The organism is Gilliamella sp. B2772, assembly GCF_026536985.1.
Lineage (GTDB): Bacteria > Pseudomonadota > Gammaproteobacteria > Enterobacterales > Orbaceae > Gilliamella > Gilliamella apicola_E.
The window spans coordinates 467,281-491,908 of the sequence record NZ_JAFNNB010000002.1 but is presented as its reverse complement, the minus strand read 5'-3'; the positions used below and the strand labels follow the sequence as shown (position 1 = coordinate 491,908).

General features: G+C 35.9%; 19 protein-coding genes. 6 read left to right on the top strand and 13 right to left on the bottom strand.

Annotated features, from left to right (window positions below):
* Positions 1 to 58 precede the first annotated feature (58 nt).
* The 5 genes from J3T98_RS07400 to J3T98_RS07380 all read right to left on the bottom strand — a co-directional run bounded on the left by J3T98_RS07400 (position 59) and on the right by J3T98_RS07380 (position 4,651).
* Positions 59 to 949, bottom strand: a complete 891-nt coding sequence (locus tag J3T98_RS07400) for an L-ribulose-5-phosphate 3-epimerase (protein WP_267362518.1) — start codon at positions 947 to 949, stop codon at positions 59 to 61.
* Positions 950 to 1,014: 65 nt separating this feature from the next.
* A complete protein-coding gene (locus J3T98_RS07395) occupies positions 1,015 to 1,659 on the bottom strand; it encodes a 3-keto-L-gulonate-6-phosphate decarboxylase UlaD (RefSeq protein WP_065563135.1) in 645 nt (214 codons plus the stop codon).
* Between the two features lie 20 nt (positions 1,660 to 1,679).
* A complete protein-coding gene (locus J3T98_RS07390; RefSeq protein ID WP_065563136.1) occupies positions 1,680 to 2,372 on the bottom strand; it encodes an L-ribulose-5-phosphate 4-epimerase in 693 nt (230 codons plus the stop codon).
* Between the two features lie 3 nt (positions 2,373 to 2,375).
* Positions 2,376 to 2,849: a PTS sugar transporter subunit IIA gene (locus tag J3T98_RS07385; RefSeq protein WP_065563137.1), complete on the bottom strand. Its 474-nt coding sequence runs from the start codon at positions 2,847 to 2,849 to the stop codon at positions 2,376 to 2,378.
* A gap of 35 nt (positions 2,850 to 2,884) precedes the next feature.
* Entirely contained in the window at positions 2,885 to 4,651 is a 1,767-nt protein-coding gene (locus J3T98_RS07380) for a PTS ascorbate-specific subunit IIBC (protein WP_065733832.1), read from the bottom strand.
* 440 nt (positions 4,652 to 5,091) lie between these two features.
* Here J3T98_RS07380 and ulaR point away from each other — a divergent pair, with 440 nt between their 5' ends.
* Together ulaR and ulaG are read left to right on the top strand one after the other, a co-directional pair.
* The gene (gene ulaR, locus J3T98_RS07375) at positions 5,092 to 5,853 is read left to right on the top strand and encodes an HTH-type transcriptional regulator UlaR (RefSeq protein ID WP_267362517.1); all 762 of its coding nucleotides are present in this window, start codon (positions 5,092 to 5,094) and stop codon (positions 5,851 to 5,853) included.
* Between the two features lie 27 nt (positions 5,854 to 5,880).
* Positions 5,881 to 6,948, top strand: a complete 1,068-nt coding sequence (ulaG, locus tag J3T98_RS07370) for an L-ascorbate 6-phosphate lactonase (RefSeq protein WP_267362515.1) — start codon at positions 5,881 to 5,883, stop codon at positions 6,946 to 6,948.
* A 127-nt stretch (positions 6,949 to 7,075) separates the two neighbouring features.
* On the opposite strand, the gene recG is transcribed toward ulaG, so the two are convergent.
* The 6 genes from recG to pmbA all read right to left on the bottom strand — a co-directional run bounded on the left by recG (position 7,076) and on the right by pmbA (position 16,112).
* On the bottom strand, positions 7,076 to 9,169 hold the full coding sequence (gene recG / locus J3T98_RS07365; protein WP_267362513.1) for an ATP-dependent DNA helicase RecG: 2,094 nt from the start codon (positions 9,167 to 9,169) through the stop codon (positions 7,076 to 7,078).
* Between the two features lie 5 nt (positions 9,170 to 9,174).
* On the bottom strand, positions 9,175 to 11,283 hold the full coding sequence (gene spoT / locus J3T98_RS07360; RefSeq protein ID WP_267362512.1) for a bifunctional GTP diphosphokinase/guanosine-3',5'-bis pyrophosphate 3'-pyrophosphohydrolase: 2,109 nt from the start codon (positions 11,281 to 11,283) through the stop codon (positions 9,175 to 9,177).
* A gap of 19 nt (positions 11,284 to 11,302) precedes the next feature.
* The gene (gene rpoZ / locus J3T98_RS07355; protein ID WP_065563143.1) at positions 11,303 to 11,593 is read right to left on the bottom strand and encodes a DNA-directed RNA polymerase subunit omega; all 291 of its coding nucleotides are present in this window, start codon (positions 11,591 to 11,593) and stop codon (positions 11,303 to 11,305) included.
* A gap of 173 nt (positions 11,594 to 11,766) precedes the next feature.
* Positions 11,767 to 12,981 (bottom strand): CinA family nicotinamide mononucleotide deamidase-related protein, encoded by a 1,215-nt coding sequence (locus tag J3T98_RS07350; RefSeq protein WP_267362510.1) that lies wholly within the window; start codon positions 12,979 to 12,981, stop codon positions 11,767 to 11,769.
* A 35-nt stretch (positions 12,982 to 13,016) separates the two neighbouring features.
* Positions 13,017 to 14,753 carry a SulP family inorganic anion transporter gene (locus J3T98_RS07345; protein WP_267362509.1) on the bottom strand — a complete coding sequence of 579 codons (1,737 nt, stop codon included), beginning with the start codon at positions 14,751 to 14,753 and terminating at the stop codon, positions 13,017 to 13,019.
* A gap of 6 nt (positions 14,754 to 14,759) precedes the next feature.
* A complete protein-coding gene (gene pmbA / locus J3T98_RS07340) occupies positions 14,760 to 16,112 on the bottom strand; it encodes a metalloprotease PmbA (protein ID WP_267362508.1) in 1,353 nt (450 codons plus the stop codon).
* A 77-nt stretch (positions 16,113 to 16,189) separates the two neighbouring features.
* On the opposite strand from pmbA, the gene yjgA reads away from it, so the two are divergent.
* The 3 genes from yjgA to J3T98_RS07325 all read left to right on the top strand — a co-directional run bounded on the left by yjgA (position 16,190) and on the right by J3T98_RS07325 (position 17,921).
* Positions 16,190 to 16,726, top strand: a complete 537-nt coding sequence (gene yjgA / locus J3T98_RS07335) for a ribosome biogenesis factor YjgA (RefSeq protein WP_065563146.1) — start codon at positions 16,190 to 16,192, stop codon at positions 16,724 to 16,726.
* Positions 16,727 to 16,795: 69 nt separating this feature from the next.
* A complete protein-coding gene (gene ppa, locus J3T98_RS07330) occupies positions 16,796 to 17,320 on the top strand; it encodes an inorganic diphosphatase (protein ID WP_065563147.1) in 525 nt (174 codons plus the stop codon).
* Positions 17,321 to 17,711: 391 nt separating this feature from the next.
* A complete protein-coding gene (locus J3T98_RS07325; protein ID WP_025315032.1) occupies positions 17,712 to 17,921 on the top strand; it encodes a cold shock domain-containing protein in 210 nt (69 codons plus the stop codon).
* A 135-nt stretch (positions 17,922 to 18,056) separates the two neighbouring features.
* Here J3T98_RS07325 and gapA read toward each other — a convergent pair whose 3' ends face one another.
* Positions 18,057 to 19,055, bottom strand: a complete 999-nt coding sequence (gene gapA / locus J3T98_RS07320; protein WP_065563148.1) for a glyceraldehyde-3-phosphate dehydrogenase — start codon at positions 19,053 to 19,055, stop codon at positions 18,057 to 18,059.
* Positions 19,056 to 19,628: 573 nt separating this feature from the next.
* Between gapA and mutS the strand changes: the two genes are divergently transcribed.
* Complete coding sequence (gene mutS / locus J3T98_RS07315) at positions 19,629 to 22,181, top strand: DNA mismatch repair protein MutS (RefSeq protein WP_267362506.1); 2,553 nt, start codon at positions 19,629 to 19,631, stop codon at positions 22,179 to 22,181.
* Between the two features lie 59 nt (positions 22,182 to 22,240).
* Here the strand turns inward: mutS and dld are convergent, their stop codons facing one another.
* Entirely contained in the window at positions 22,241 to 23,947 is a 1,707-nt protein-coding gene (gene dld / locus J3T98_RS07310; RefSeq protein WP_267362505.1) for a D-lactate dehydrogenase, read from the bottom strand.
* Between the last annotated feature and the right edge of the window lie 681 nt (positions 23,948 to 24,628).

The window sequence follows — 24,628 nt, the reverse complement described above, 5'->3', positions numbered from 1 at the left end:
TAGATAAAGCCCAAATAAGACATTAATTGAGCTTTATATCATTTTTATTACATGTAAATTAGGAGAATAGTGCATATCCTGCTTGGGATGCCATAGCATTTAGGCTTTGTTGAGCAGTAATAATATTTTGCTTCCAATTATCATCTTTAGCCCACATTTCAATCACAAAAGGAGCACAATAATCCATTAATTTTAATGTATTAAAAATGGCCGGAAAATCAACTTCGCCTTCACCGATAACTAAATCTCGAAATTGCCCAGAATAATTAGATTTAACTTTTTTGGTATCTTTAAGATGAATTTGCACAATATGATCACGACTTAATAATAGTTCGGTGCACACATCATAATTCCAACCAGAAATATTACCAACATCCGGATAAGCCATAAAGTATGAAGACGGTATTTCCCTTTTCAGAATCTCGAATTTACTTAGTGAATTAAGATAGTCAGTATCCATTATTTCTACAGCTAACATAATACCTGCTTTTTCTGCTTGTTTAGCACTCCACTTCATACCTTCAATAAAGCGTTGATGGGTTTGATTACTTGCTGGTTCATAATAGACATCATATCCTGCAAGCTGAATGACTCTGACACCTAATTTATAAGCAAGTACTATTGCCTTGTTCATTATGTTTTTTGCTTGTGCGCGAATATGTTCATCATTGGAACCGAATGGATATTTCCGATGAACACTTAAACAAATAGAGTGCAAAGCTATGCCCATTTGTTCTGACAAATGACGTAATGAATAAATTTCATCATCAGACCAATCCAGCCTTGCTCGACGTTCGTCTGACTCATCAATGGATAATTCAATAAAATCGAATCCTAATGTTTTTGCTTCATTAAATTTTTGTTGCCACGTTAAATCATTTGGTAATGCTTTTTCATAAATACCAATACGAGGCGTGGTTTTTTTGATATTTATTGCTCTTTTTGTCATAATCTAAACCTAATAAAAATGGAACAATATGCATTGCAGTTGAATTGACAACTGTAATATACCAATTACCAATATTTAGCTATCTGCTCTCTTAAAGCTTGTGCAGTTTGTTGACCATTTTGATTAGCAAGAGCGCGACCAGCAATAAAGGCTTTCGTTTTGATTCCAGCAAAAAGATGAATATCTTCAGGTACAATACCGCCCGTGATAGAGAGCTCAAGGCCTAAGTCGGAAAGTTGACGCATTTTAACTAAGTCTTCTTCACCCCATCCAAATCCAGCTAATTCTGCATCACGAGAACGATGATAAATGGCCTGCTTTATACCTAACTTTCGCCAAGCTTTGGCATCATCTAGAGTCCAATGACCATATAACTCTATTTGAATTTCTCCATTAAATTCATCAGCAACTTTTTTGCAGGCTTCAATAGTTGCAATATGTGCAGCCGCTGAAACAGTTAACCAATTAGCACCTGCTGAAAAAGCCATTTTGGCTAAAATCGCGCCACCGTCGGTAGTTTTTAAATCACAAACCAAGATATGGTTAGGGTATTTTTCTCTTAACGTTTTAACGCCACCAATACCTGCTCCAAAAGCAAGAATTGTTCCCACTTCGATAATATCCACAAAACCAGCAACATTTTTTGCAACTTCTAAAGCTGGTTGTAATTCTGTTTGATCTAATGCGATTTGTAGTTTAGGTTTTGTCATTTTATTTGCCCTCTTGCATTCTATTTTTGACCATAATAAGCATTCGCACCATGTTTACGAAAATAGTGCTTGTCCGATAAAGCTTGTTGAATTTTTATTGTTTGATTAAGTTGACGTGTAGAAATAGCCATCATTGCGACTTCTTCCAATACGACTGCATTATGCACAGCATCTAAAGCATTTTTACCCCAGCAAAATGGAGCATGACCAGAAATAACTGCACCCGGCATCGCTTTAGGATCAAGCCCGCGTCGTTTAAACTCTTCAATAATCACAAGTCCGGTATTTTTTTCATAATCATTTGCTATTTCGCTATCGGTTAATCGACGCGTACATGGCACATCACCATAAAAATAGTCAGCATGGGTTGTTCCTAAGGCAGGTACATCGAGCTCTGCTTGTGCCCAAATAGTCGCATAACGAGAATGCGTATGAACAATACCACCAATATCTTTAAATGCTTTATAAAGCTCAAGATGAGTAGCGGTATCACTTGATGGATTGAGATGTCCTTCGATAATGTCACCATTTAGTGCAACCACTACAATATCATCAACTTTCATCTTGTCATACTCGACACCTGATGGCTTAATAGCAATAACACCTTTATCACGATCAATCTCGGACACATTGCCCCATGTAAATGTCACCAAATGATATTGAGGCAATGTTAAATTAGCTGCTAATACTCTTTCTTTTAATGCTTGATACATAAATTAGCCTCCATTTAATGCCTTATCGATGACCGCATAAACATCTTCTTTGTTTTTGCAAGCTCTTAACTTATCAAGATTGACTCCGGTTTCACTGGTTTCATCATCTAACACCTGGGTAACCTCCATTAATCCTTCCATGTGTTGATCTGATGTACTTCCTGCTAAAGTAACAAGCACATCAACAGGTTCTTCTTCGCCATCGAAATAAACTGGTTGATTAAGGGTTACTAAAGCAAAAGCAGTACGATTGACTCCATCTTCTGGTCTGGCATGAGGCATGGCAAAATTAGGTGCAATAATAATATAAGGCCCCATTGTTTTAACGCAGTGAATAATTGCGTCATAATAAGAAGGTTTAATTGCATTTGAAGCGACTAACATATCGGTACCTAATTTGACAGCTTCTTGCCAATTAGCAGCATTTGCTTTTAATAATATTGAATTATTTTCAATTAATGATTCTTTCAAAGCCATCGTTGTACTCCTTTCTTCTCTTTATATTTAATCGATTATTGAGCAAGTACTTTTTTAATAATCTCAATAAGCTCATCACCGAATGTGTTTGGATTAAGCATATTTTGTACACCTAAAGCATGTTGTCCTTCATTAACTTCGATTTCGTGAATCAAGTGTTTTGAAGCAACTATAATGTCAACATTGGGTAAACGCGATTTGTAATCAGTTACCGCGCATGAATCCATCACATTTGCAATACCTTTCTTATCTAGATAATTAGCTATTTTCATTTTCATCATCATTGAAGAACCTTGCCCACTTCCACATACCGCAAGGATACGTATCGGACGACCTTCAGCCACGGCTACTTCATCCATTTTATCTACCACAGCTTCATTAACATCTTGTTGATTATCGTTAAATTCTGGATGATCTTTTTGCATTGCTTCTTCTTGTTTAAGCTGTTTTGCAGCAAAAAACATATAAACTAAAGCTAATGCAATTAATAAATAGATGAATAAATGAGAGAATGATAAGCCTTGTAAAATTGGTGGGAATAAAATTGCCCAATCAGCCATACCCATCCAAGCGTCAATAGGAGTACCATTTTGAGCAAAAATGTGAATTACCCAAGCTGAACCAAATACTTCAATCATGCCCATAACAAAACAGAGTTTCATCACCGCTTTCCAACCACCAAAATGGTTTGCAAAAACACCAATTGTCGCATTAGAGAAGAACATTGGAATAAAACCAGGAATAATCATAATGGGTGATTTGAAAATAAGTAATAAAGCAATCGCTAAAAATTGTCCTAATGCACCCCAAATAAAACCAAATACCATAGCATTAGGTGAGAATGCATAAATCGCAGCACAATCTATTGCTAATACTGCATTAGGGATCAATTTTTCCGAAATACCTTTAAATGCCTCAGATAATTCAGCTACAAACATTCTTACCCCACCAACGATAACTTGTATGGCAACAGCAAATTTCAATCCTGTTTCAAGAATATAAATAGTCCAATGAGTAGAGCCAGCCATAGTTTGCAAATTATCCAAACCAAAAGAGAGCAAAATAATGCCAAAAAAGAATGTCATAACAATTGCTGTAGCAGCGATACTGTCATGAAAGATATGTAACCATTTAGGTAATTTAAGATTATCAACAGAATTGGCTTTATCGCCTAATTTTGGTGCCAATTTAACAGCAATCCAAGAACCAAGCTGTTGCTGATGCCCTATTGAAAAACCAGCACCACCAGTCACCGCTTCGGTAGGCTTAAACATCATATTGGAAAATATTCCCCAATATAACGCCGTGATGATTGCTGAATAGATAATTGTTTCCCACATGCCATAACCGAAAAGGAAATAGAATAAAGTAATCAACCCTACTTGTTGGAACATGATATGGCCTGTTAACATTATGGTACGAATACCGGTAATACGGCGAAAAATGACTAAAACAATATTAATTGCTAGTGCTAATAAAACCGCATATCCTACCCACGAATATTGATCACCCATACCGTTTTCAACAGCAACCATTGATGCATAAGTGTCAATGATAGATCCTTTAATACCATGATATTCAGCTAATTTGGCAATAACAGGCTTAAAGGTCGAAACCAACACATTTGAACCCACTTGTAACAACATAAACCCAACAATGGTTTTAATTGTTCCTTTTAAAATTGTGGTTATGTCTTTGCGTAAAAGACAATAACCAAGCATTGTCACCAAGCCTAGTAACAAAGGTGCTTTCGTCATGACTTGACTATAAAAAATGTAGAAAATGTTATAGATTACTTCCATATGCCCCTCTCATTGGTTATTGGACACTGTTTGCATTACAAATCCTTATTAACTTTTCAATGCAGGATAATTAACGCTATCCAGGTGCCACTTATATGGTTGTTTAGTGTGAGGTTAGTTTTTTTCTTAAAACTTAACTCAGTTAATCAATCGTGATTCATTAACTGATATTCATCTTCCATAATCACAATTAATCATTCAATGATTATTTGTGATTATTTTGACATAGATCACTTTTCTATAACAATCAACTGTAAAACTGTGATGGATATCACATTATCGCTAAAAAAAACACCATGCAAATCAAATTATAGCTATATTAATCAATGCATTAAATTATTTCATCTTTAATGAGACATGATCAGTGATTGACAATAAATCCAATGATAATTATTATCACAAATAATCAAATTAGCTCATGATATTATAAGAGGTTATCAATGAATGAAATTGTGCGACACAACGAAATTGTTGCTTTAGTCAATGAAAAAGGTGAGTTAAAAGTCACCGAATTAATTGAAATTTTCTCCATTTCTCCGGCTACAGCTAGAAGAGATATAACTAAACTTGCTTTAGATGGTCGAGTGCGAAAAGTACGTAATGGTATTTTGCGGTTAGAAGAACAAAAACCTATTTGGGCACCAATAGATATCAATAACACCGATCACTATCATGAAAAAGCGCGCATCGCGATACGTGCAGCTAAACTATGCGAAAGTGATGAAAACGTTGTGATTAATTGCGGTTCAACAGCATTTTTATTAGGACGTGAATTGTGTGGTAAAAATGTCTCAATTATCACCAATTACTTTCCATTAGCCTGTTATTTAATTGAACACGATCATGAAAATGTCATCATTATGGGAGGGTTATATAACAAAACACAAAATATCATACTCAACCCTATTGCCAGCTTTACTGATTCTTATGCTGCAAAATGGATGTTTACTAGTGGCAAAACATTAACACCAACTGGTCTTTATAAAAATGAGATCTTAGGTGCAGTTGCAGAACAACAAATTTTAGAAAAAGCTGAAAAATTAGTTGTGGTGGTAGATAGCTCCAAAATCGATACTAAAGCCAACTCCGGCATGCTTTTTTGTCCTGTAAATAAAATCGATATTTTAATTACAGGTAGGCAAGCGAATAAAGAAGTAATCGATTGCATAAAAGAGCAAGGCGTAGAAGTAATATTAGTCTAACTATTAAATGAAGAAAAGGAACATAGTATGAGTAAAGTGAATGAAATTACCCGTGACTCTTGGATTTTAAACACTTTTCCTGAGTGGGGAACTTGGCTTAATGAAGAGATAGAAAATACGGAAGTTAAACCTAATACGTTTACCATGTGGTGGCTTGCTTGTACGGGAATTTGGTTGAAATCAGCTGGTAACACCAATATTTCTGTCGATTTCTGGTGTGGTACAGGTAAAAAAACCCACGCCAATCCTTTAATGAACAAACAACACCAGATGATGCGCATGGGAGGTGTACGTGAATTACAACCTAATTTAAGAACCAGCCCATTTGTTTTAGATCCATTTGCTATTAAACAAATTGATGCCGTCATGGCAACACATGATCATGCGGACCATATTGATGTCAATGTTGCAGCTGCAGTTATTCAAAATTGCTCACCAGAAGTAAAATTTATTGGTCCTAAAGCTTGTGTCGAATTGTGGAAAAGTTGGGGTGTACCGGAAGAACGCTGTATTGTTGCCAAAGTAGGTGAAACCTTACATGTTGGTGATATTACGATTCATATTTTAGATTCATTTGATAGAACATCACTTGTAACTTTACCTAAAGGTGTTTCATCAACAGATAAATCCATTTTAGATGGGATGAATGATCGTGCAGTCAATTATTTATTCGAAACAACCGGTGGTTCACTCTACCATTCAGGGGATTCTCACTATTCAAACTATTATGCAAAACATGGTAATGATTATAAAATTGATGTTGCTCTTTTATCTTATGGCGAAAATCCACGTGGTGTAACCGATAAAATGACTTCGTCAGATATTTTACGCGCAGCAGAATCTCTCAACACTAAAGTGGTCATTCCATTCCACCATGATATTTGGTCTAATTTCCAAAGTGATCCTCGTGAAATAGAAGTATTATGGGATATGAAAAAAGACCGTCTAGAATATCAATTTAGACCATTTTTCTGGCAAGTTGGTGGTAAATATACATATCCTACTGATAAAAATAAAATGCATTATCAGCACTATCGAGGATTCAGAGATATCTTTACCGATGAGCCGGAATTACCATACCGTTCATTCTTATAAATAAAATTAACACTAATATTTATGGACTTATAGATATCGCTATAAGTCCTTTTTTATGAATAACCATCTGCTTTTATTGAATATTATATAAAAAAAAGCTATTGTAGTTCTCAACTACTATCATAATTTAAGCATTAATGTACTTTTCTCGATCAGGTAACCAACATTCAATTAGCTGATGCGCACTTTCGGGATAATTCTTTTGTAAATAATAAGAGGCTTTTTGCACTTCATTAATTAGATGTTGATCACGGATTAAATCAACTACTTTAAAGTTAGCTACCCCTATTTGCCTTGTACCTAGAATTTCGCCACTACCACGAATCTCTAAATCTTTTTGGGCAATAACAAAACCGTCATTACTTTCTCGCATCACCTTCATACGTGCTTGAGCTATTTTACTTAAAGGTGCTTGATACATAAGAACACAATGAGATATTGCAGTACCTCTACCTACTCGCCCACGTAATTGGTGCAGTTGTGCTAAGCCTAAACGTTCAGCATTTTCAATAATCATCAAGCTAGCATTAGGCACATCAACACCGACTTCAATAACCGTTGTGGCAACTAATAATTGAATTTTACCGTCTTTAAAATCCTGCATGACAGATTGTTTTTGATCTGATTTCATTTTGCCATGCACTAAAGCAATAATAAGATGCGGTAAGCGTTCTTGTAATTCTGCAACTAACATTTCTGCAGCTTGAGCATCAAGCGTTTCAGATTCTTCAACTAAAGTACAAACCCAATAGACTTGGCGATTATCAATACAAGCTTGATTGACACGTTCAATAATTTCATCACGACGAGAATTAGGTATCACTATCGTCGATATTGGCGTTCGTCCTGGAGGTAATTCATCTATAATTGATACATCTAAATCTGCATAAACTGTCATCGCTAAGGTTCTTGGAATTGGCGTTGCAGTCATTATTAATTGATGAGGATGACTCTCATCTTTAATACCTTTTTCCCAAAGACTTAATCGCTGGTTTACACCAAAGCGATGTTGTTCATCAATAATCACCAATCCTAATTGGAAAAACTTAACTTTCTCAACAAATACGGCATGAGTACCAATTAACATTGAAATTTCGCCTAATTCAATATCATCATATCGTTGTTTTTTATTTTTTGCGGTTAATCGCCCAGTTAACAACTCAACTTTTATTCCTAGTGGCTCAAACCATCGACAAAAATTATGAAAATGTTGCTCGGCTAATATTTCGGTTGGCGCCATTAAAACAACTTGCTTATTATTTTCAATAGCATTTAGAGCGGCTAAAGCTGCCACTAGTGTTTTACCTGAGCCGACATCTCCCTGAACTAATCGCATCATTGGCACTGACTTAGCCATATCTTGATAAATATCCTGTACGACTCTTTTTTGCGCATTTGTCGGTTCAAATGGCAAGGAAGCAAGGAAAGGCTGAGAATAATGCTTAGTAACATGCATTGGATAAGAATGTTGTTTTTGATTATCAACCTTAATAAACAACATACTTAAATGATAAGCAAGCAACTCTTCAAAAACAAAACGTTTTATTGCTGGATGTTCTCCATCAATTAGCTGATCTACATTCGTTGTTAATGAGGGATTATGAATAATATCTAATGATTCAACAACAGATAAATAACCATTGCTTATTGAAACCGGTAAGATTTCAGCTGGTGGGTTTCGTTTTAACAATATTAATGCAGATTGTATTGCTTTACGGATGACATTCTGAGTTAACCCATAGGTAGTTGAATAAACCGGCGTAAATCGCTCTTCGTTTGGTTCAGAAAAACTAGGCGACTCCTCTTTTTTTGATTGAATATTAAATTGTGGGTGAATCATTTCTGGATAATGGCTCCCCCTCTTTATTTCTCCGTAAGCCCTCACCCATTTACCGGATGCCATGGCTGTCTTCATACCCATGTTGAAATTGATAAAACGTAAAATAGCGATACCAGAATCATCCTGAATATAGCAGAGCAACATTTTACGTTTAGTTGTAATTATTTCACTTTTGATAATTTGACCTAGAATTGTGGTCGTTTCACCAATAGCAACATCACTAATTGCTGAAGATGTCGAACGATCTTCATAACGTAAAGGAAAATGTAATAAGAGATCTTGAACAGATTTAATACCAAGTGCAAAGAATTTTTTTTCTAAACTAGGCCCAATACCAGCTAATTTTGCAAGCGGTATTCGGTTTAGCAAACGATCAACCATAATAACTAATTAATATTACGTGTCACACTCACTACATCTTGTTGTAGTGATAATTTTCGGATTAAATCATTAAGTTGTTGAGTATTTTTAACTTCAATTTGCAAAATAATTGTATAGATTTGCCTATCTTTTTCTTCCGTGTTTAACCATTGAATATGTGCTTTCTCATCATTAATGATAGAAAGAACATGACCTAAAGAACCCTGATTATTAATAATATCTACCCAAATTTCAGCTACAAAAAACTGCTCAATATCTGGTGCCCATTTAAGCGAAATATATTTATCGGGATTATTCTGATAACCACTAACATTGTGACAAGATTCATGATGCACAGTTAAACCTTTTTCAGGGCTAACATGACCGACAATAGGATCATTAGGAATAGGATGACAACATTTTGAAAAAGTAACTAATACCCCTTCACTTCCTGTTATAACTAATGTTTTATTTTCTTCAGATTGATTAAATAAAAGCGCTTTATGTTCAAGACCTTTGACAATAAAATGGCTCATAATATTGCCTAGCCCTATTTCAGCTAATACATCCTCAAACGAAGTCAACTTAGTCAAGCTAACAATACGATCTTTCTGCTTATCAGTTAGCGAGTCGATTCCACCCGATTTAATAAGCGCTAAATTAAGCAATTTACGACCTAATAAAATAGCATCATCACGCTTCAAGGTTTTCAATGCTTGTCGAATGCGAGATCTTGCTTTAGCACTAACCACAAAATTGAGCCAACTTGCATTAGGACGACTTTCTGGAGACGTAATAATTTCAACAGTTTGACCATTGCTTAAAGGTTGAGAAAGCGGGTAAGGTTTACGATCAACTAAAGCACCAATACACTGGAAACCGATATCAGAATGCACGGCATAGGCTAAATCAACTGCTGTTGAACCTTCAGGTAACTGAACAATTCGACCTTTGGGTGTAAAAACATAAATTTCTTTTGGAAAAAGGTCAGATTTAACATTTTCAATAAACTCAAATGAATTACCAACACTTTGCTGAAGCTCCAACAAGCTCTGCATCCAACGCTGGGCTTTAATCTGAGTAGTAGTGTTATTTAACTCATCATTTTCATTATAAATCCAATGTGCAGCAACACCCATTTCTGCCATTTGATCCATATCTTCGGTTCGAATTTGCACTTCCACTGGCGTACCATGTGGACCAATCAATGATGAATGCAACGATTGATAACCATTCGCTTTAGGAATAGCAATATAATCTTTAAAACGATTAAGTCGAGGTTTATATAAGTTATGGACTAAACCAAGTGCACGATAACAAGTATCAACATCATCAACTACAATTCGAAAAACATAAATATCCATAATTGAGTGGAAATGCTGTTCACGAAGTTGCATCTTTTGATAAATAGCATAAATATTCTTTTCAAGCGCTTCCACTTGGGCATTGATATTCGCTTCAGCTAAACGACCTTTAATTTCTGATAAAATTTGCTGAATAAGCTCTTTTCTGGTGCCTCGAGCAATTTTAACGACTTTTTCAAGAACTTTAGCACGATTAGGATGCATCGCCGTAAAACCAAGTATTTCAAGTTCAGTTTTAATATGATGAATACCTAAACGATGAGCCAAAGGCGCATAAATCTCTAATGTTTCTTTAGCAATACGTCGACGTTTATCCGGTCTTAATGCCCCAAGAGTACGCATATTATGCGTTCTATCAGCTAACTTAATTAGAATCACTCGGACATCTTCGGTCATGGCTAAAACCATTTTGCGAAAATTTTCAGCTTGTGCTTCTTGTCGATTTCTAAATTTTAACTTATCAAGTTTCGAGACACCTTCAACTAACACTGCTACATGTTTGCCAAATTTTTGTGTTATATCTTGAAAGGTGACTTGGGTATCTTCGATGGTGTCATGCAAAAGTGCAGCGATGATGGTCTCATAATCCAGCCGCATATCGGCTAAAATGGTTGCTACAGCAACCGGATGAGTAATATAGGGTTCACCACTACAACGGAATTGTCCTTCATGCGCTTGTTTCGCAAAAAAGTAGGCATCTTGAATTAATTCAACTTGTTTAGCTGGAAGATAAAATGCAACAACCTCTTTTAAGCTTTCAAAATATTGCATGGACAATTCTCAGCAATGTTTATTCGTATGAGGGCGTATTTTCTAAAAGTACCGTTTCATGAAGAGCATTACGCACTTCTGATTCTTCATCTTGACGAGCTTGGAATTCAGCAGTATCAAGAATTTGTTTATTTACAAGCCCATCTTCAATTTCGCGTAAAGCAACTACAGTTTCTTTATCGTTTTCTTCTGGAATTAGTGGCGTTTTGTTTTCAACTTGTAATTGACGAGCACGTCTTGCTGCAACTAAAACGAGATCAAAGCGATTACCAATTTTTTCTACTGCATCTTGGACAGTTACACGAGCCATTTTTACCTCTAATATATTAACTTATATGCTTCAATTGAAAGATCCGCTATTCTACTTAATTTTGTAGGGAATTGTCCATAACTAATATTACTAACAAATGAAAAACCCCTGTTAAATCGTTCTAAAAGCGAAAGCAATATTATAAAACTATTTGTTAAAACTATACGATAAAACTAAACCATTAACTCTAACCAGACGTTAGGTCCAATGATAGGCAGATTTAAAAGATAACGACGCAAACCATCTAAAGCAATCGCAGATAAAATTTGTTGTTGAATCTTATTATTTTGAACTCTACCAGTATACTTCAATTTGAAATGCAATTCTTGATTTTTAGTGACAATAACTAAAGTAAATTCAGTATTCTTTTCTTGAAAATTGACTACCCCTAGCGCAATATCAGCTTTTTGATTTTGCAATACTTGTGAAAAGTAATTAAGTGGTTCTTCCATCACAAAAGGTACCACTTCTGATTTCACCACAGGGGCATTGGCTTCTAATAGGTGATAACCAATTACTCCAGCTGATTGTTGTTCAATGACCACAATAGATTGATTCGTTTCATTTAACAACCTTGATACAACCTGAGCTAAACCTGATACACCATGATTAACACCTTCACAAAGTAAATTATCTGCAACAATAGACTTTATTTTGTGCCATGCGCTATCCATTTCACTTTTTTTACTTTCTGGCCCAGTTAATTTCAATTCAATAATAGGCATTGCTGCACGATAACCAACTGTAATAAAGTCAGGAATATCTAATGAAGTCTCGATCTCCATTCCTAAATCACTTTCTGTTCGCCCCATGGTGGTTAATCGATAACAGAGTTTACGTTCGGTTATAGGATAGATCATCTTAATGTCAGGCAAAATTGAAGTTCTAATCATTTCTTTAAATTCAGAAGGAACGCCTGGCGTAAAGAATAATAGACAATTATTTATCACCATCTTAAAGCCACATGCCGTTCCGATTGGATTATCAATTAACGTTGCACTTTGAGGTAACATTGCTTGTTTGATATTGCTTGATGGCATTTTTCTACCGCGATTCAGGAAGTAGCGTTCAAGCACTTTAAGCCACTCATCGTGTAAAACCAAAGACTCATTATTAGCCTGTGCAGCTGCTTGTGCACTTAGATCATCACTTGTTGGCCCTAACCCTCCGTTCACAATTAAAATATCATTGTGCAAGCTACGCTCTTGCAGAGTATAAGCCAATGTCAACAAATCATCCCCTACTGTATGGCGCGAAGTGATAGAAATGCCTTCTTCAAATAAAAAATCAGATAACCAAGCTGCATTAGTATCAACAATTTGACCATATAAAACCTCATCACCAGTACTAAGCATCTCAATTTTGAGTGGATCTTTTATCTGATACATAATTATCCCTAGCTAATTAAAAAATGATTAAAAATTTAATTATTTATATCCTCGTCGTTTTTGCTTTCCATATGTTCTTTACTCTGAACTGACCTAACAGCAAAATAAAGATCATAAGCAAACTCAATATAATCAGTATCGAATTTAATATTCATCTGCTTAAACCAATTCTTCAATGTTTTACGTCGGCCAGATAAAATCAGTACCACATTTCTAACCTTCAACGATTCAACCAACTCGTCAATACCGGTCAAAACACTAACATCTTTATAGGTAAAGCAAGGAATAGCATCAACAATCACATAATTAATTGTCTCAGGAGATTCATCTATATAATTAATAATCCTACGTTTAAAGTATGCAATATTGAAATAAGTTAATGGAGAATTAAAGCGATAAATCATAGTGTTACTTAATGGACTAACATCCGAACCAATTGAATGAATTCGTCCACTTTCATCAACACCTAATAATTGATCATTCGGCCTAAACACACGACGTAAAAATAAAAACAGCCCTAATAAAACGGCCAACGCCATACCGGGAATAATACCAATAACTAACACCGAAATTAACGTAGTTAAGCTTAAATAAAACGCATCACGATCGAATTTAAAAAATCGGATAATAGTTTGGAAATTGATAAGAGATAAAGAAGAATATATTAAAATCACCGCCAAGACACAAGTTGGAATATATTGTAGTGGTGACAAAAAGAACAATACGACAAAGCCAATCAAAACAGCCGCAATGATTGACACTAATTGCGTTTTACCACCATTGGCATCATTAACCGCGGTACGTGATGAGGTACCGCTGACTACAAATCCTTGCGATAAACCTGCAACAATATTAGCCATACCTAATGCTTTAAATTCAACATCGGCATTAGTCTCATAATTATTTTTAGAGGCAAAGCTTCGTACCGTAATCATCATACTTACAAAACAAATAACGGCGATATTGAGCGAAGGAACGACTAAATTACGCATCAAACCCTTATCAAAATCAATCCATGACTCAGCAGGAATAAAATCACTCGTTACTCCACCAATGATTCGAACATTATAATGTTCAAAATTAAACAGCCAAGAGAGAAACGTCATAATAATTACAGCAAACAAAGGGGCTGGATAACGTGGTTTGAATTTTTTCAATACAACCAAAATCGCAAGTGTAAAAAAAGATATAAATGCCGTTAACACATGAATTTCAGATATTTTAAAAGGTAGATAAGCAATGCGTTCAATCAAATAAGAATAATCATACTTAAAGCCAAACATCTTAGCTAACTGATCGACCATAATAGTAATTGAAATCCCATTAAGTAGGCCAATCAAAATTGGCTGACTTAATAAATCCGCCAAAGCACCTAAATGGAGTTTACCGGCAATCAAGCACCAAATACCGATCATAATGGTCAACAGCACCACCAATTGCCAACGTAAAACAGGATCATTAGCTGCTAAAGGAAATACCACAGCAGCAACCACAGCACAGGTAGCTGTATCGGGACCGACAATCAATTGCCTGGATGAACCAAAAAGCGCATAGACAATAAGCGGCAAGATAGTTGAATATAATCCCGCAATCGCACCGACGCCTGTAAGCTCTGCATAAGCGATAGAAACAGGCAAAGAGACTGCTGCCACTGATAATCCCGCTTTAATATCAAAACTAAGATATTCGCGCTTATATCGCAATAAACTCATCAGGCCTGGCATCCAAAAAATAATTTTTTGGAATAATGCGCTACTGGTAAACTTTCCCATGTTTGATTATTTCCCTGCTACACTCATATTTTCTACTAATATTGATCCTGTTTGAATATTACTTCTTGTCTCAATATCACTGCCTATTGCCACAATATTTTGGTAAATATCCTTAAGGTTACCCGCAACGGTAATTTCATTGATTGGATACTGTATTTTACCATTTTCCACCCAAAAACCAGAGGCGCCACGCGAATAATCACCCGTAACATTATTAACTCCTTGTCCCATTAATGACGTAATAACAACACCTTTATCTAATTTTCTTAGCATTGCATCAAAATCAGCATCAGTTTGACTTGGTGAAACTAACCAATTATGTATACCACCAGCATGTCCTGTTGATTTTAGCCCTAATTTTCTGGCTGAATAGTTACTTAACAAATAAGTTTGTAAAATACCGTCTTCAATAATATTGCGCTTAACTGTTTTGGTTCCTTCACTATCAAAAGGTGATGACCCAACTCCTTTTAAAATATAAGGATCTTCTAAAATTGTCAGCCAATCAGGAAAAATCGCATTACCCACACTATCTAATAAAAAAGAGGATTTTCGGTAAATAGCACCACCACTAATGGCTCCAACTAAATGGCGAATCAACCCAACAGCAACTTCTGCACAAAAAAGAACTGGAACTTGCATAGTCTTTATTTGTTTAGCACCTAAATGAGCAACCGCCTTTTCAGCAGCATGATTACCAACCCAATCAGGTGATTTTAATTGGTTAGCAACACGGGATGACGTATATTCATAATTACGCTCCATTTGCCCATTTTGTTCAGCAATAACAGAGCAAGAAAGTGAATGCGAACTTGCACAGTAACCTTGTAACATCCCTAAACTATTACCATAAACATAAACACCATAACGACTATTAAAATAACCACCGTCACAGCTTATTAAAGAAGACCTTGCCAACGCACTTAGTTCAGCCTGTTTTGCCTGTTCAATTGCATTATCAACATTCAAATCACTTGGATAAAACAGATCTAAATCTGGCGCATCAAAAGCCATTAAATCGGGATCGCCAAGACCAGAAGAAGGATCTGCTGACGTATATTGCATAATATTAATAGCCATATCCACAGTTTGGCTGATTGCCTGTGGCGACAAATCACTGGTTGACGCACTACCCTTACGCTGATTTTGATAAACAGTAATACCTAACGCACCATCACTATTAAACTCAACATTCTCAGCCTCACTATCTCGTGTACTAACACTAATCCCTGTTGATTGATTAATCGATACCTCAACCGCATCAACTCGAGCTTTTGCCTGGTTAATAGCATCGGCAACAATTGCTGACAAATGTTGCTTTTGGCTTAACGCGTCTTTTTTAATTTGTTCAATACTCATTTTATTATTTTCTACAATTCTGCTAGTGATACGTTATAATATGCCAGAATTCAATTTTAGTTAACAAAAGAAATAGCATGAATAACAATCAAGAGCCAAATTTAGAACCTGACTTCAACATTGATCCTCAAGACGATGACATTATTTACGTCAGTAAAAGTGAAATCAAACGTGATGCTGAAGCACTTAAAAAGTTAGGTGTCGAACTTGTCAACTTAAGCAAAAATGAAATTGCTAAAATTCCCCTTGATGAAGATCTACTTTATGCGATTGAATTAGCGCAAAAAATAAAAAAAGAAGGCTATCGTAGGCAAATCCAATACATTGGTAAACTACTTCGAAGTCGTGATATTGAACCTATAACATTAGCTTTGGATAAACTTAAAAATCGCCATAACCAACAAGTCGCCCTATTTCATCGATTAGAAAAATTGCGTGACGAACTTATAGAAACGGGTGATGCAGAATCAATAATGGGGCTTTTCCCTTCCGCAGATAGACAGCAACTACGCACACTAGCGCGTTTAGCCAAAAAAGAACTCTCTGCAAACAAAACCCCAAAAACAGCCAGACAAATTTTTCAATATCTAAAAGATTTGAGCGAAACAGAGTAAATTTTTATAATGTTCGCTTTATATTTATCATTAAACACAATTAACAAATAAAAGATAGAGGACACAAAAATGGGACTATTAAATGTACCAGCAGGTAAAGAATTACCAGACGACATCTATGTTGTAATCGAAATCCCAGCGAATGCTGACCCAATTAAATATGAAGTTGATAAAGACACTGGTGCAGTATTTGTCGATCGTTTTATGGCAACAGCAATGTTCTATCCATGTAACTATGGTTATATCAACCACACTTTATCACTAGATGGAGATCCTGTTGACGTATTAGTCCCAACACCATACCCATTACAACCAGGTTCAGTAATTCGTTGCCGTCCAGTTGGTGTATTAAAAATGACTGATGAGGCGGGTTCTGATGCTAAATTAGTTGCAGTACCACACACTAAACTATCAAAAGAATACGATCATATTAAAGATGTAGATGACTTACCTGAATTATTAAAATCTCAAATCAAACACTTCTTTGAACAATACAAAGCCCTTGAAAAAGGTAAATGGGTAAAAGTTGAAGGTTGGGATAACGCAGAAGCAGCTCGAAAAGAAATTATCGAATCATTTGAACGTGCAAAATAAACCCTTCTTTACAAAAAAGTAATCGCTTTACCGAGTCATAAAGAAAAATTTTTATGACTCGCATTTTTAGACTTTTTTTGACTTTCGAAATAACTTCAAGTAGTTATAATATCAGTAATTTGCTATAGATCAAAAAACGATCAATTATCAAAAAATCATATAAAAAACTTCATCCTAAGATGAAAAAAATGTCATGAAACTCTTGCTTTCGATTATGATTTATGAGGTAATAGTCGTGGGTGAACAAAAGAAGCATTTTTATGGAAACGATTAACTTTTTAATTTAGTGGTAAACTGGTTAGATTAGTTTTTGAGTTGATGTAAACAATGTTTTGTTAAGCCTAAACAGCCGATAAGGCAAATTATTAATTATTGTTAGGATGTCTAGTAAATGAATAAAAAAACAGGCCAAGTAAAATGGTTCAATGAAAGTAAAGGTTTTGGTTTTATTACCCCAGCCGATGGAAGCAAAGATGTATTTGTACACTTCTCTGCAATCTCAGGCGACGGCTTTAAAACCTTAGCTGAAGGACAACAAGTCGAATTTGCGATCCAAGATAGCCCTCGTGGACCAGCAGCGGCTGAAGTTGTTGTTATCTAATTAAATTTTAATTAAATAATAAAAGTAAAACGCCTATTTTTTCAAATAGGCGTTTTTTATGCTTACGAATAATCATTCTTAGCAGAAATAAAAAAAGCGACTCAAGGTCGCTTTTTTTATCAATTACAATGCTTCTTATTTTTTAGAAACAACTGCGATTAAGTCTAATACTTTGTTTGAATAACCAACTTCATTATCGTACCAAGATACTAATTTAACAAAGTTATCGCTTAATTGGATACCTGCCTTAGCATCAAATACAGAAGTACAAACTTCACCTAAGAAATCTGTAGACACAACGTCATCTTCAGTATAACCAAGAACGCCTTTCATAGGACCTTCAGCTGCTGCTTTGATAACTTTACAGATATCTTCGTATTTAGCTGGTTTAGCTAAACGTGCAGTTAAGTCAACAACAGAAACGTCTGGAGTTGGAACGCGGAAAGCCATACCAGTTAATTTACCATTTAATTCAGGGATAACTTTACCTACAGCTTTAGCAGCACCAGTTGATGAAGGGATGATGTTTTGAGCAGCACCACGACCACCACGCCAGTCTTTATGAGAAGGACCATCAACAGTTTTTTGAGTTGCTGTAGTTGCGTGAACTGTAGTCATTAACGCTTCAACGATACCGAAGTTATCATTAACTACTTTAGCTAAAGGCGCTAAACAGTTAGTAGTACAAGATGCGTTAGAAACGATATCTTGACCAGCATAATCTTTATCATTAACACCCATTACAAACATTGGTGTGCTATCTTTTGAAGGACCAGTTAAAACAACTTTTTTAGCACCAGCTTGGATATGTTTACGAGCAGTTTCATCAGTTAAGAATAAACCAGTTGCTTCAGCTACAACATCAACACCTACTTCATTCCATTTTAAGTTCGCAGGATCTCTTTCAGCAGTAACGCGGATTGTTTTACCATTAACGATTAATTTACCGTCTTTAACTTCAACAGTACCGTCAAAACGACCGTGAGTTGAATCATATTTAAGCATATAAGCCATATAATCAACGTCTAATAAATCGTTGATTGCAACAATTTCGATGTCAGAACGTTTTTGTGCAGCACGGAAAACAATACGACCGATACGGCCAAAACCATTAATACCTACTTTGATTGTCATAACAATTACCTTCTTTATTTGTGTTAAATGATAAAATAATTGGCAATAAACTACCAAATTTTTGTGGTTTATTCAAGCTGAATTAAAATAATTGGTAAGAATAAATTTAACAGAAAACCATCTTAATTATCACCCGATGATAGCCAGCCTAAATAGGCATATTATAAATCAAAAAGCTAATTTTATTTTCAATATAAACTTATTTTAAATCAAGGATGATAATGCACTAACACTCATTTTATTGATAATGACTTAAACTCACTTCAAGCTCAAAAGCGATAATATCGAATAACTTAAAAAGTTGATAAATGAAATATAATCATTGTCTTAAATCCTACTTCACTCATCGTTTTAATTATTTACAAAAATTCGACTCATTTTCATTACATCATATAAAATGATACAATCACCAAACAATATACAATATCGAACAGAATAATAAGTTAAACCAAATTTTAATATTTTTAAGCCAGTTACCTTATTTACTTTAAAAGTAAAATCGAAGATTGAATAACAAAGTAAGAAAGGTTAGAAATAATAATCGCCTGAGTTTAGATAAAAAGAATTAATAATATGACCGAATACGACAACCTCACCGACCACACACCAATGATGCGACAATACCTAAAATTGAAAGCTGAAAATCCGGATATTTTACTGTTTTATCGAATGGGTGATTTTTATGAGATGTTTTATGATGATGCCAAACGTGGTTCGCAACTCTTAGATATATCGCTGACTAAACGAGGCTCATCAAATGGACAGCCAATTCCTATGGCTGGCGTGCCTTATCATGCAGTTGAAAGCTACTTAGCTAAACTTATATCGCTAGGCGAATCAGTAGCAATTTGTGAGCAAATAGGTGATCCTGCAACCAGCAAAGGACCCGTTGAACGTAAAATTGTTCGAATTGTTACACCAGGCACAGTGAGTGATGAATCACTATTAGAAGATCGTAAAGACAACTTACTCGCGTGCATATGGCAACAAAAAGAGCACTTTGGTTACGCCACTTTAGACATAAGTTCAGGCCGTTTTTTTGTATTTGAATGCGATAATCCAGAAGCTATCCAAGCAGAATTACAGCGAACTAACCCAGTTGAGTTACTCTACCCAGAAGATTTTCAATCAATGAACCTAATTGAAAATCGTCACGGATTAAGACGGCGACCAATTTGGGACTTCGATCTCGAAACCGCCAAACAACAACTCAATTTACAATTTGGAACTAATGATTTAATTGGATATGGGGTAGAAGAGTGCCATTATGCATTATGTGCAGCAGGCTGTTTATTACAATACGTAAAAGATACTCAACGCACAGCCATGCCACATATTCGCTCAATAGTTAAAGAATCGCCAGTTGATTTTGTCGTGCTCGATGCATCCACTCGCAGAAACTTAGAAATTACCGAAAACCTATCAGGTGGAACAGAACATACTGTAGCTGATATCTTAGATAAAACCCAAACTGCAATGGGTAGTCGAATGCTTAAACGCTGGCTGCATTCGCCAATCCGTAATCTAGCAATATTACAAAACCGACAGCTAGCAATTCAAGAACTGCAAAACCATATCACCGACCTACAACCGCTATTAAAACAGATTGGTGATCTTGAACGAATTTTAGCAAGATTAGCATTGAGAAGTGCTCGCCCGCGAGATTTCGCTCGCCTACGCGATGCCTATAACCTATTGCCAACGCTTCAACAACAGCTATCCGAATTCAACGCGCCATCACTAATTGCATTACGCGCCAAAATTAACCAGTTTGACCAAATTGCTGATATCTTAAATCGTGCAATAGTCGAAGCCCCACCCGTTATTATTCGAGACGGAGGCGTAATTGCGGCTGGTTATCATCAAGAATTAGATGAACTACGCAATTTAGCAGATGGTGCAACTAACTACTTAGAACAACTTGAAATTCGAGAACGTGAAACCTTAGGAATTGACACCTTAAAAGTAGGTTTTAATGCGGTACATGGTTACTACATCCAAATTAGCCGAGGTCAAAGCCACCTAGCGCCAATACACTACACACGAAGACAAACACTTAAAAATGTTGAACGCTACATCATTCCTGAGTTAAAAGAGTACGAAGACAAAGTCTTAACGTCTAAAGGTCGTGCATTAGCACTAGAGAAACAGCTTTATGAACAACTGTTCGACCTACTTATGCCAGAATTAGCTAATATGCAAACCAGCGCGGATGCCATTGCCGAGCTTGATGTACTGACTAATCTTGCTGAACGATCCCTAACGCTCAACTACCAATGCCCAACATTAACCAACAAACCGGGTATTGAAATCAAAGATGGGCGGCACGTTGTGATCGAGCAAGTATTACAAAAGCCATTTATCGCCAACTCACTCTCACTATCATCAGATAGAAGAATGCTAATTATCACTGGCCCTAATATGGGCGGAAAAAGCACCTACATGCGCCAAGCAGCGTTGATCGTCTTACTTGCTTACATTGGTAGCTTTGTCCCAGCTTCGAAAGCAATAATAGGCCCTGTTGATCGTATCTTTACCCGTATTGGCGCATCTGACGATTTAGCATCTGGGCGTTCGACATTTATGGTTGAAATGACCGAAACCGCCAACATTATGCATAACGCTACACCAAATAGCTTAGTTTTAATGGACGAAATTGGCCGAGGAACATCAACCTATGATGGTCTCTCATTAGCTTGGGCGTGTGCTGAAAATTTGGCTAACGAAATCAAAGCGATGACACTATTTGCAACCCACTATTTTGAGCTAACCCAACTACCTCAACAGATACAAGGTGTCTACAACATCCATTTTGACGCGATTGAACACGACAATACTGTCGCTTTCATTCATGAAGTATCTGAAGGTGCAGCGAGCAAAAGTTTTGGTATAGCTGTGGCAGGATTAGCCGGTGTGCCTAAAACGATATTAAAACGAGCCAAACAGAAGCTAAAAGAGCTAGAAGTTCTCTCAACAGCTGACAGCCATATTGAAAGCTCACAACTGACCTTGATCAGTGATACTGAGCCATCAGAAATCGAGCTAGCTCTACAACAGCTCGATCCTGATGCATTAACGCCAAAACAAGCGTTAGAAGCAATCTATCAACTAAAAAAATTACTCTAAATAAAAAAACCGCCATTAATTCAATAATGGCGGTTTTAATGTTCAGTTTAGTTTCTAAATCATTTCCAAAATTTCTTTTTAGATGTTTTACCAATACCCGGATTAAAGCTATTAGTTGGATCTAACTCATGATAGAAATTTTTCAAATCAGAATTAGCATGATACAAATGACCAACATTATGTTCGGCCGGATATTGTGCTCCACGCTGATCAAGTATCGCCAACATCTCCTCTTTCATCTTAGTACAGTCAGTCCCTTTTTTAGCCAAATAGTCTTGATGGAACACTGAACAGAAAAAGTGTCCATAATACAGCTTATGAATAAAATGCTGACTAATACTTTCTGGTAACGTTTCGAACCACTCCTTATCATTACGACGCAAAGCAATATCTAGAGCGACCAAATCCTCGACAGTCTTAGTATGAACATTACGATAAACCGTAGCAGCACCCGCTGTTGCAAAGCGGTGTAACATAGCAGCCTCAGCTTCCTTATCATTACAACGGAAATAACTACCACTACGTTTCTCACTATTTGCAAAATACTCCTTCAAATATTCCTCAGCTTCGGCAATGCCGTCATCAGACATTTTCAAAATAAGATGATGCTCATAGCGATCACGATAATCACGCATCGATTTTGGCAAATGCTTAGGTAACAACTTACACACATTCACCGCAAACCAATCAGAAAAACTGTTAGGGAAGAAAGGGATTTTTCTCACAATACGATCGACAACATTCTTAAACGCATACAAACGAGGGATCGTATCGGTACCCAATTTCTGAATAGCTAAAAATAGATGTTTGCCATATACCGCAGCAATATCAAATGCATCACGATGAATATATTCACCTGAAATTGGCAGATGCTTAAAAGTTCCTAAAATATGACGACGAATATCATCTAGCTCGCTGGTATCATTAGTTCCAATGTAAAATACCGCGGTCTTTTCTTCTAAAGGAAAAGTATCTAACCGCACCGCAAAAACCATCAAACGACCAGCACTACCTGACGCTTCATAATGACGACTTGGATCGGCATTATATCGAGCGGGTGTATCAGCATCGATTTGTCGTACATGATCACAATAATGGTGATCATGGCCTAAACCAGCATTAGGGTTAACATCGTTATCGGTATAAGCACGTTTTTGTAAATTTTCTAAAATTGCTTCTGGTGTGTCACCCAATTCAATTCCTAAATGGTTGACTAAATGTAGCTGACCTTGCTCATCCAACTGGGCAAATACCGCCATTTGCGTATAAGCAGGACCACGTTGAATCAAAGCACCGCCGGAATTGTTGCAAACGCCACCTAAAACCGAAGCACCAATACAAGACGAACCAATTACAGAATGAGGACCACGGTGATATTTTTTTAACTCTTTTTCTAAATGGAATAACGTACTACCCGGTAAACAGACCACCTGATCACCATTTTCAATCACTTGAATCCCATCTAATCGTCGAGTACTAACAATAACTATTGGCCGGTCATAATCATTACCATCAGGAGTAGAACCACCAGTTAACCCCGTATTGGCAGACTGTGTAATGACAATCACATCCGCCTCAACACAAGCTTTTAAAACTTCCCACTGTTCTAAAAGCGTACCGGGAATAACGACAGCTAATGCATCCCCCACCCCAAAACGTGCACCTTGGCGATAAGGTAAAGTCCGATTTGGATCAGTTAAGGTATATTTATCACCAACAATATTTTTTAATTTTGCAACCAGATCTGATGTACTATTTGCAACCATATTATGTTCCCTTCCTTGAATTATTATAAGTAAACTCAACCAATTTTGGATATATTATAACCAATATAATCTATTGAAAAGAGGGTATAAAACTTTATAGCGCAAAATATCAAAACTGACACAAAAAGCTAAAAATAATCAAAAAAAGCAAAAATATAATTGACCTATTTTGCTGACGAAGAAGTTACTGTTTTTATATTAAAATTTAACTAAACGCTTAGGAAAAGACGATGAATAGGCAGTTAAAATAGACTTGTTTAGTATAAAAAATTATATCAAATAACCACAGATTGATATTAGAAAAGATATAAAAATGAGCGATTTTAATATTCCAAAAACCCCACTCCTCAACTTTTTTTTCTAAAAAAATCCTTTATCCGATAAAAACAATTCCACATAAAACTAAATTTGCGACATTTACTCTTTTTTAATTTTTTAAATTCTTGTACAGACTTAATTAATGGAACATCGGTTTTGAATATTTTTTTCGGCGTCTTTCGCTTTTGACTTTCTCTTTTTTTTAAATAGGCATCAAAAGTATTGAGTATATTAATCATTATAAAAAACAATACGAAGATTAATTCCACAATCCTTAAATAAATAAATTGCTCAAAAGTGACTTTAAACATTCCTTTGCCGTTACTAAGTAAAAAAATCGATCCAGTATAAAATATAATTTTA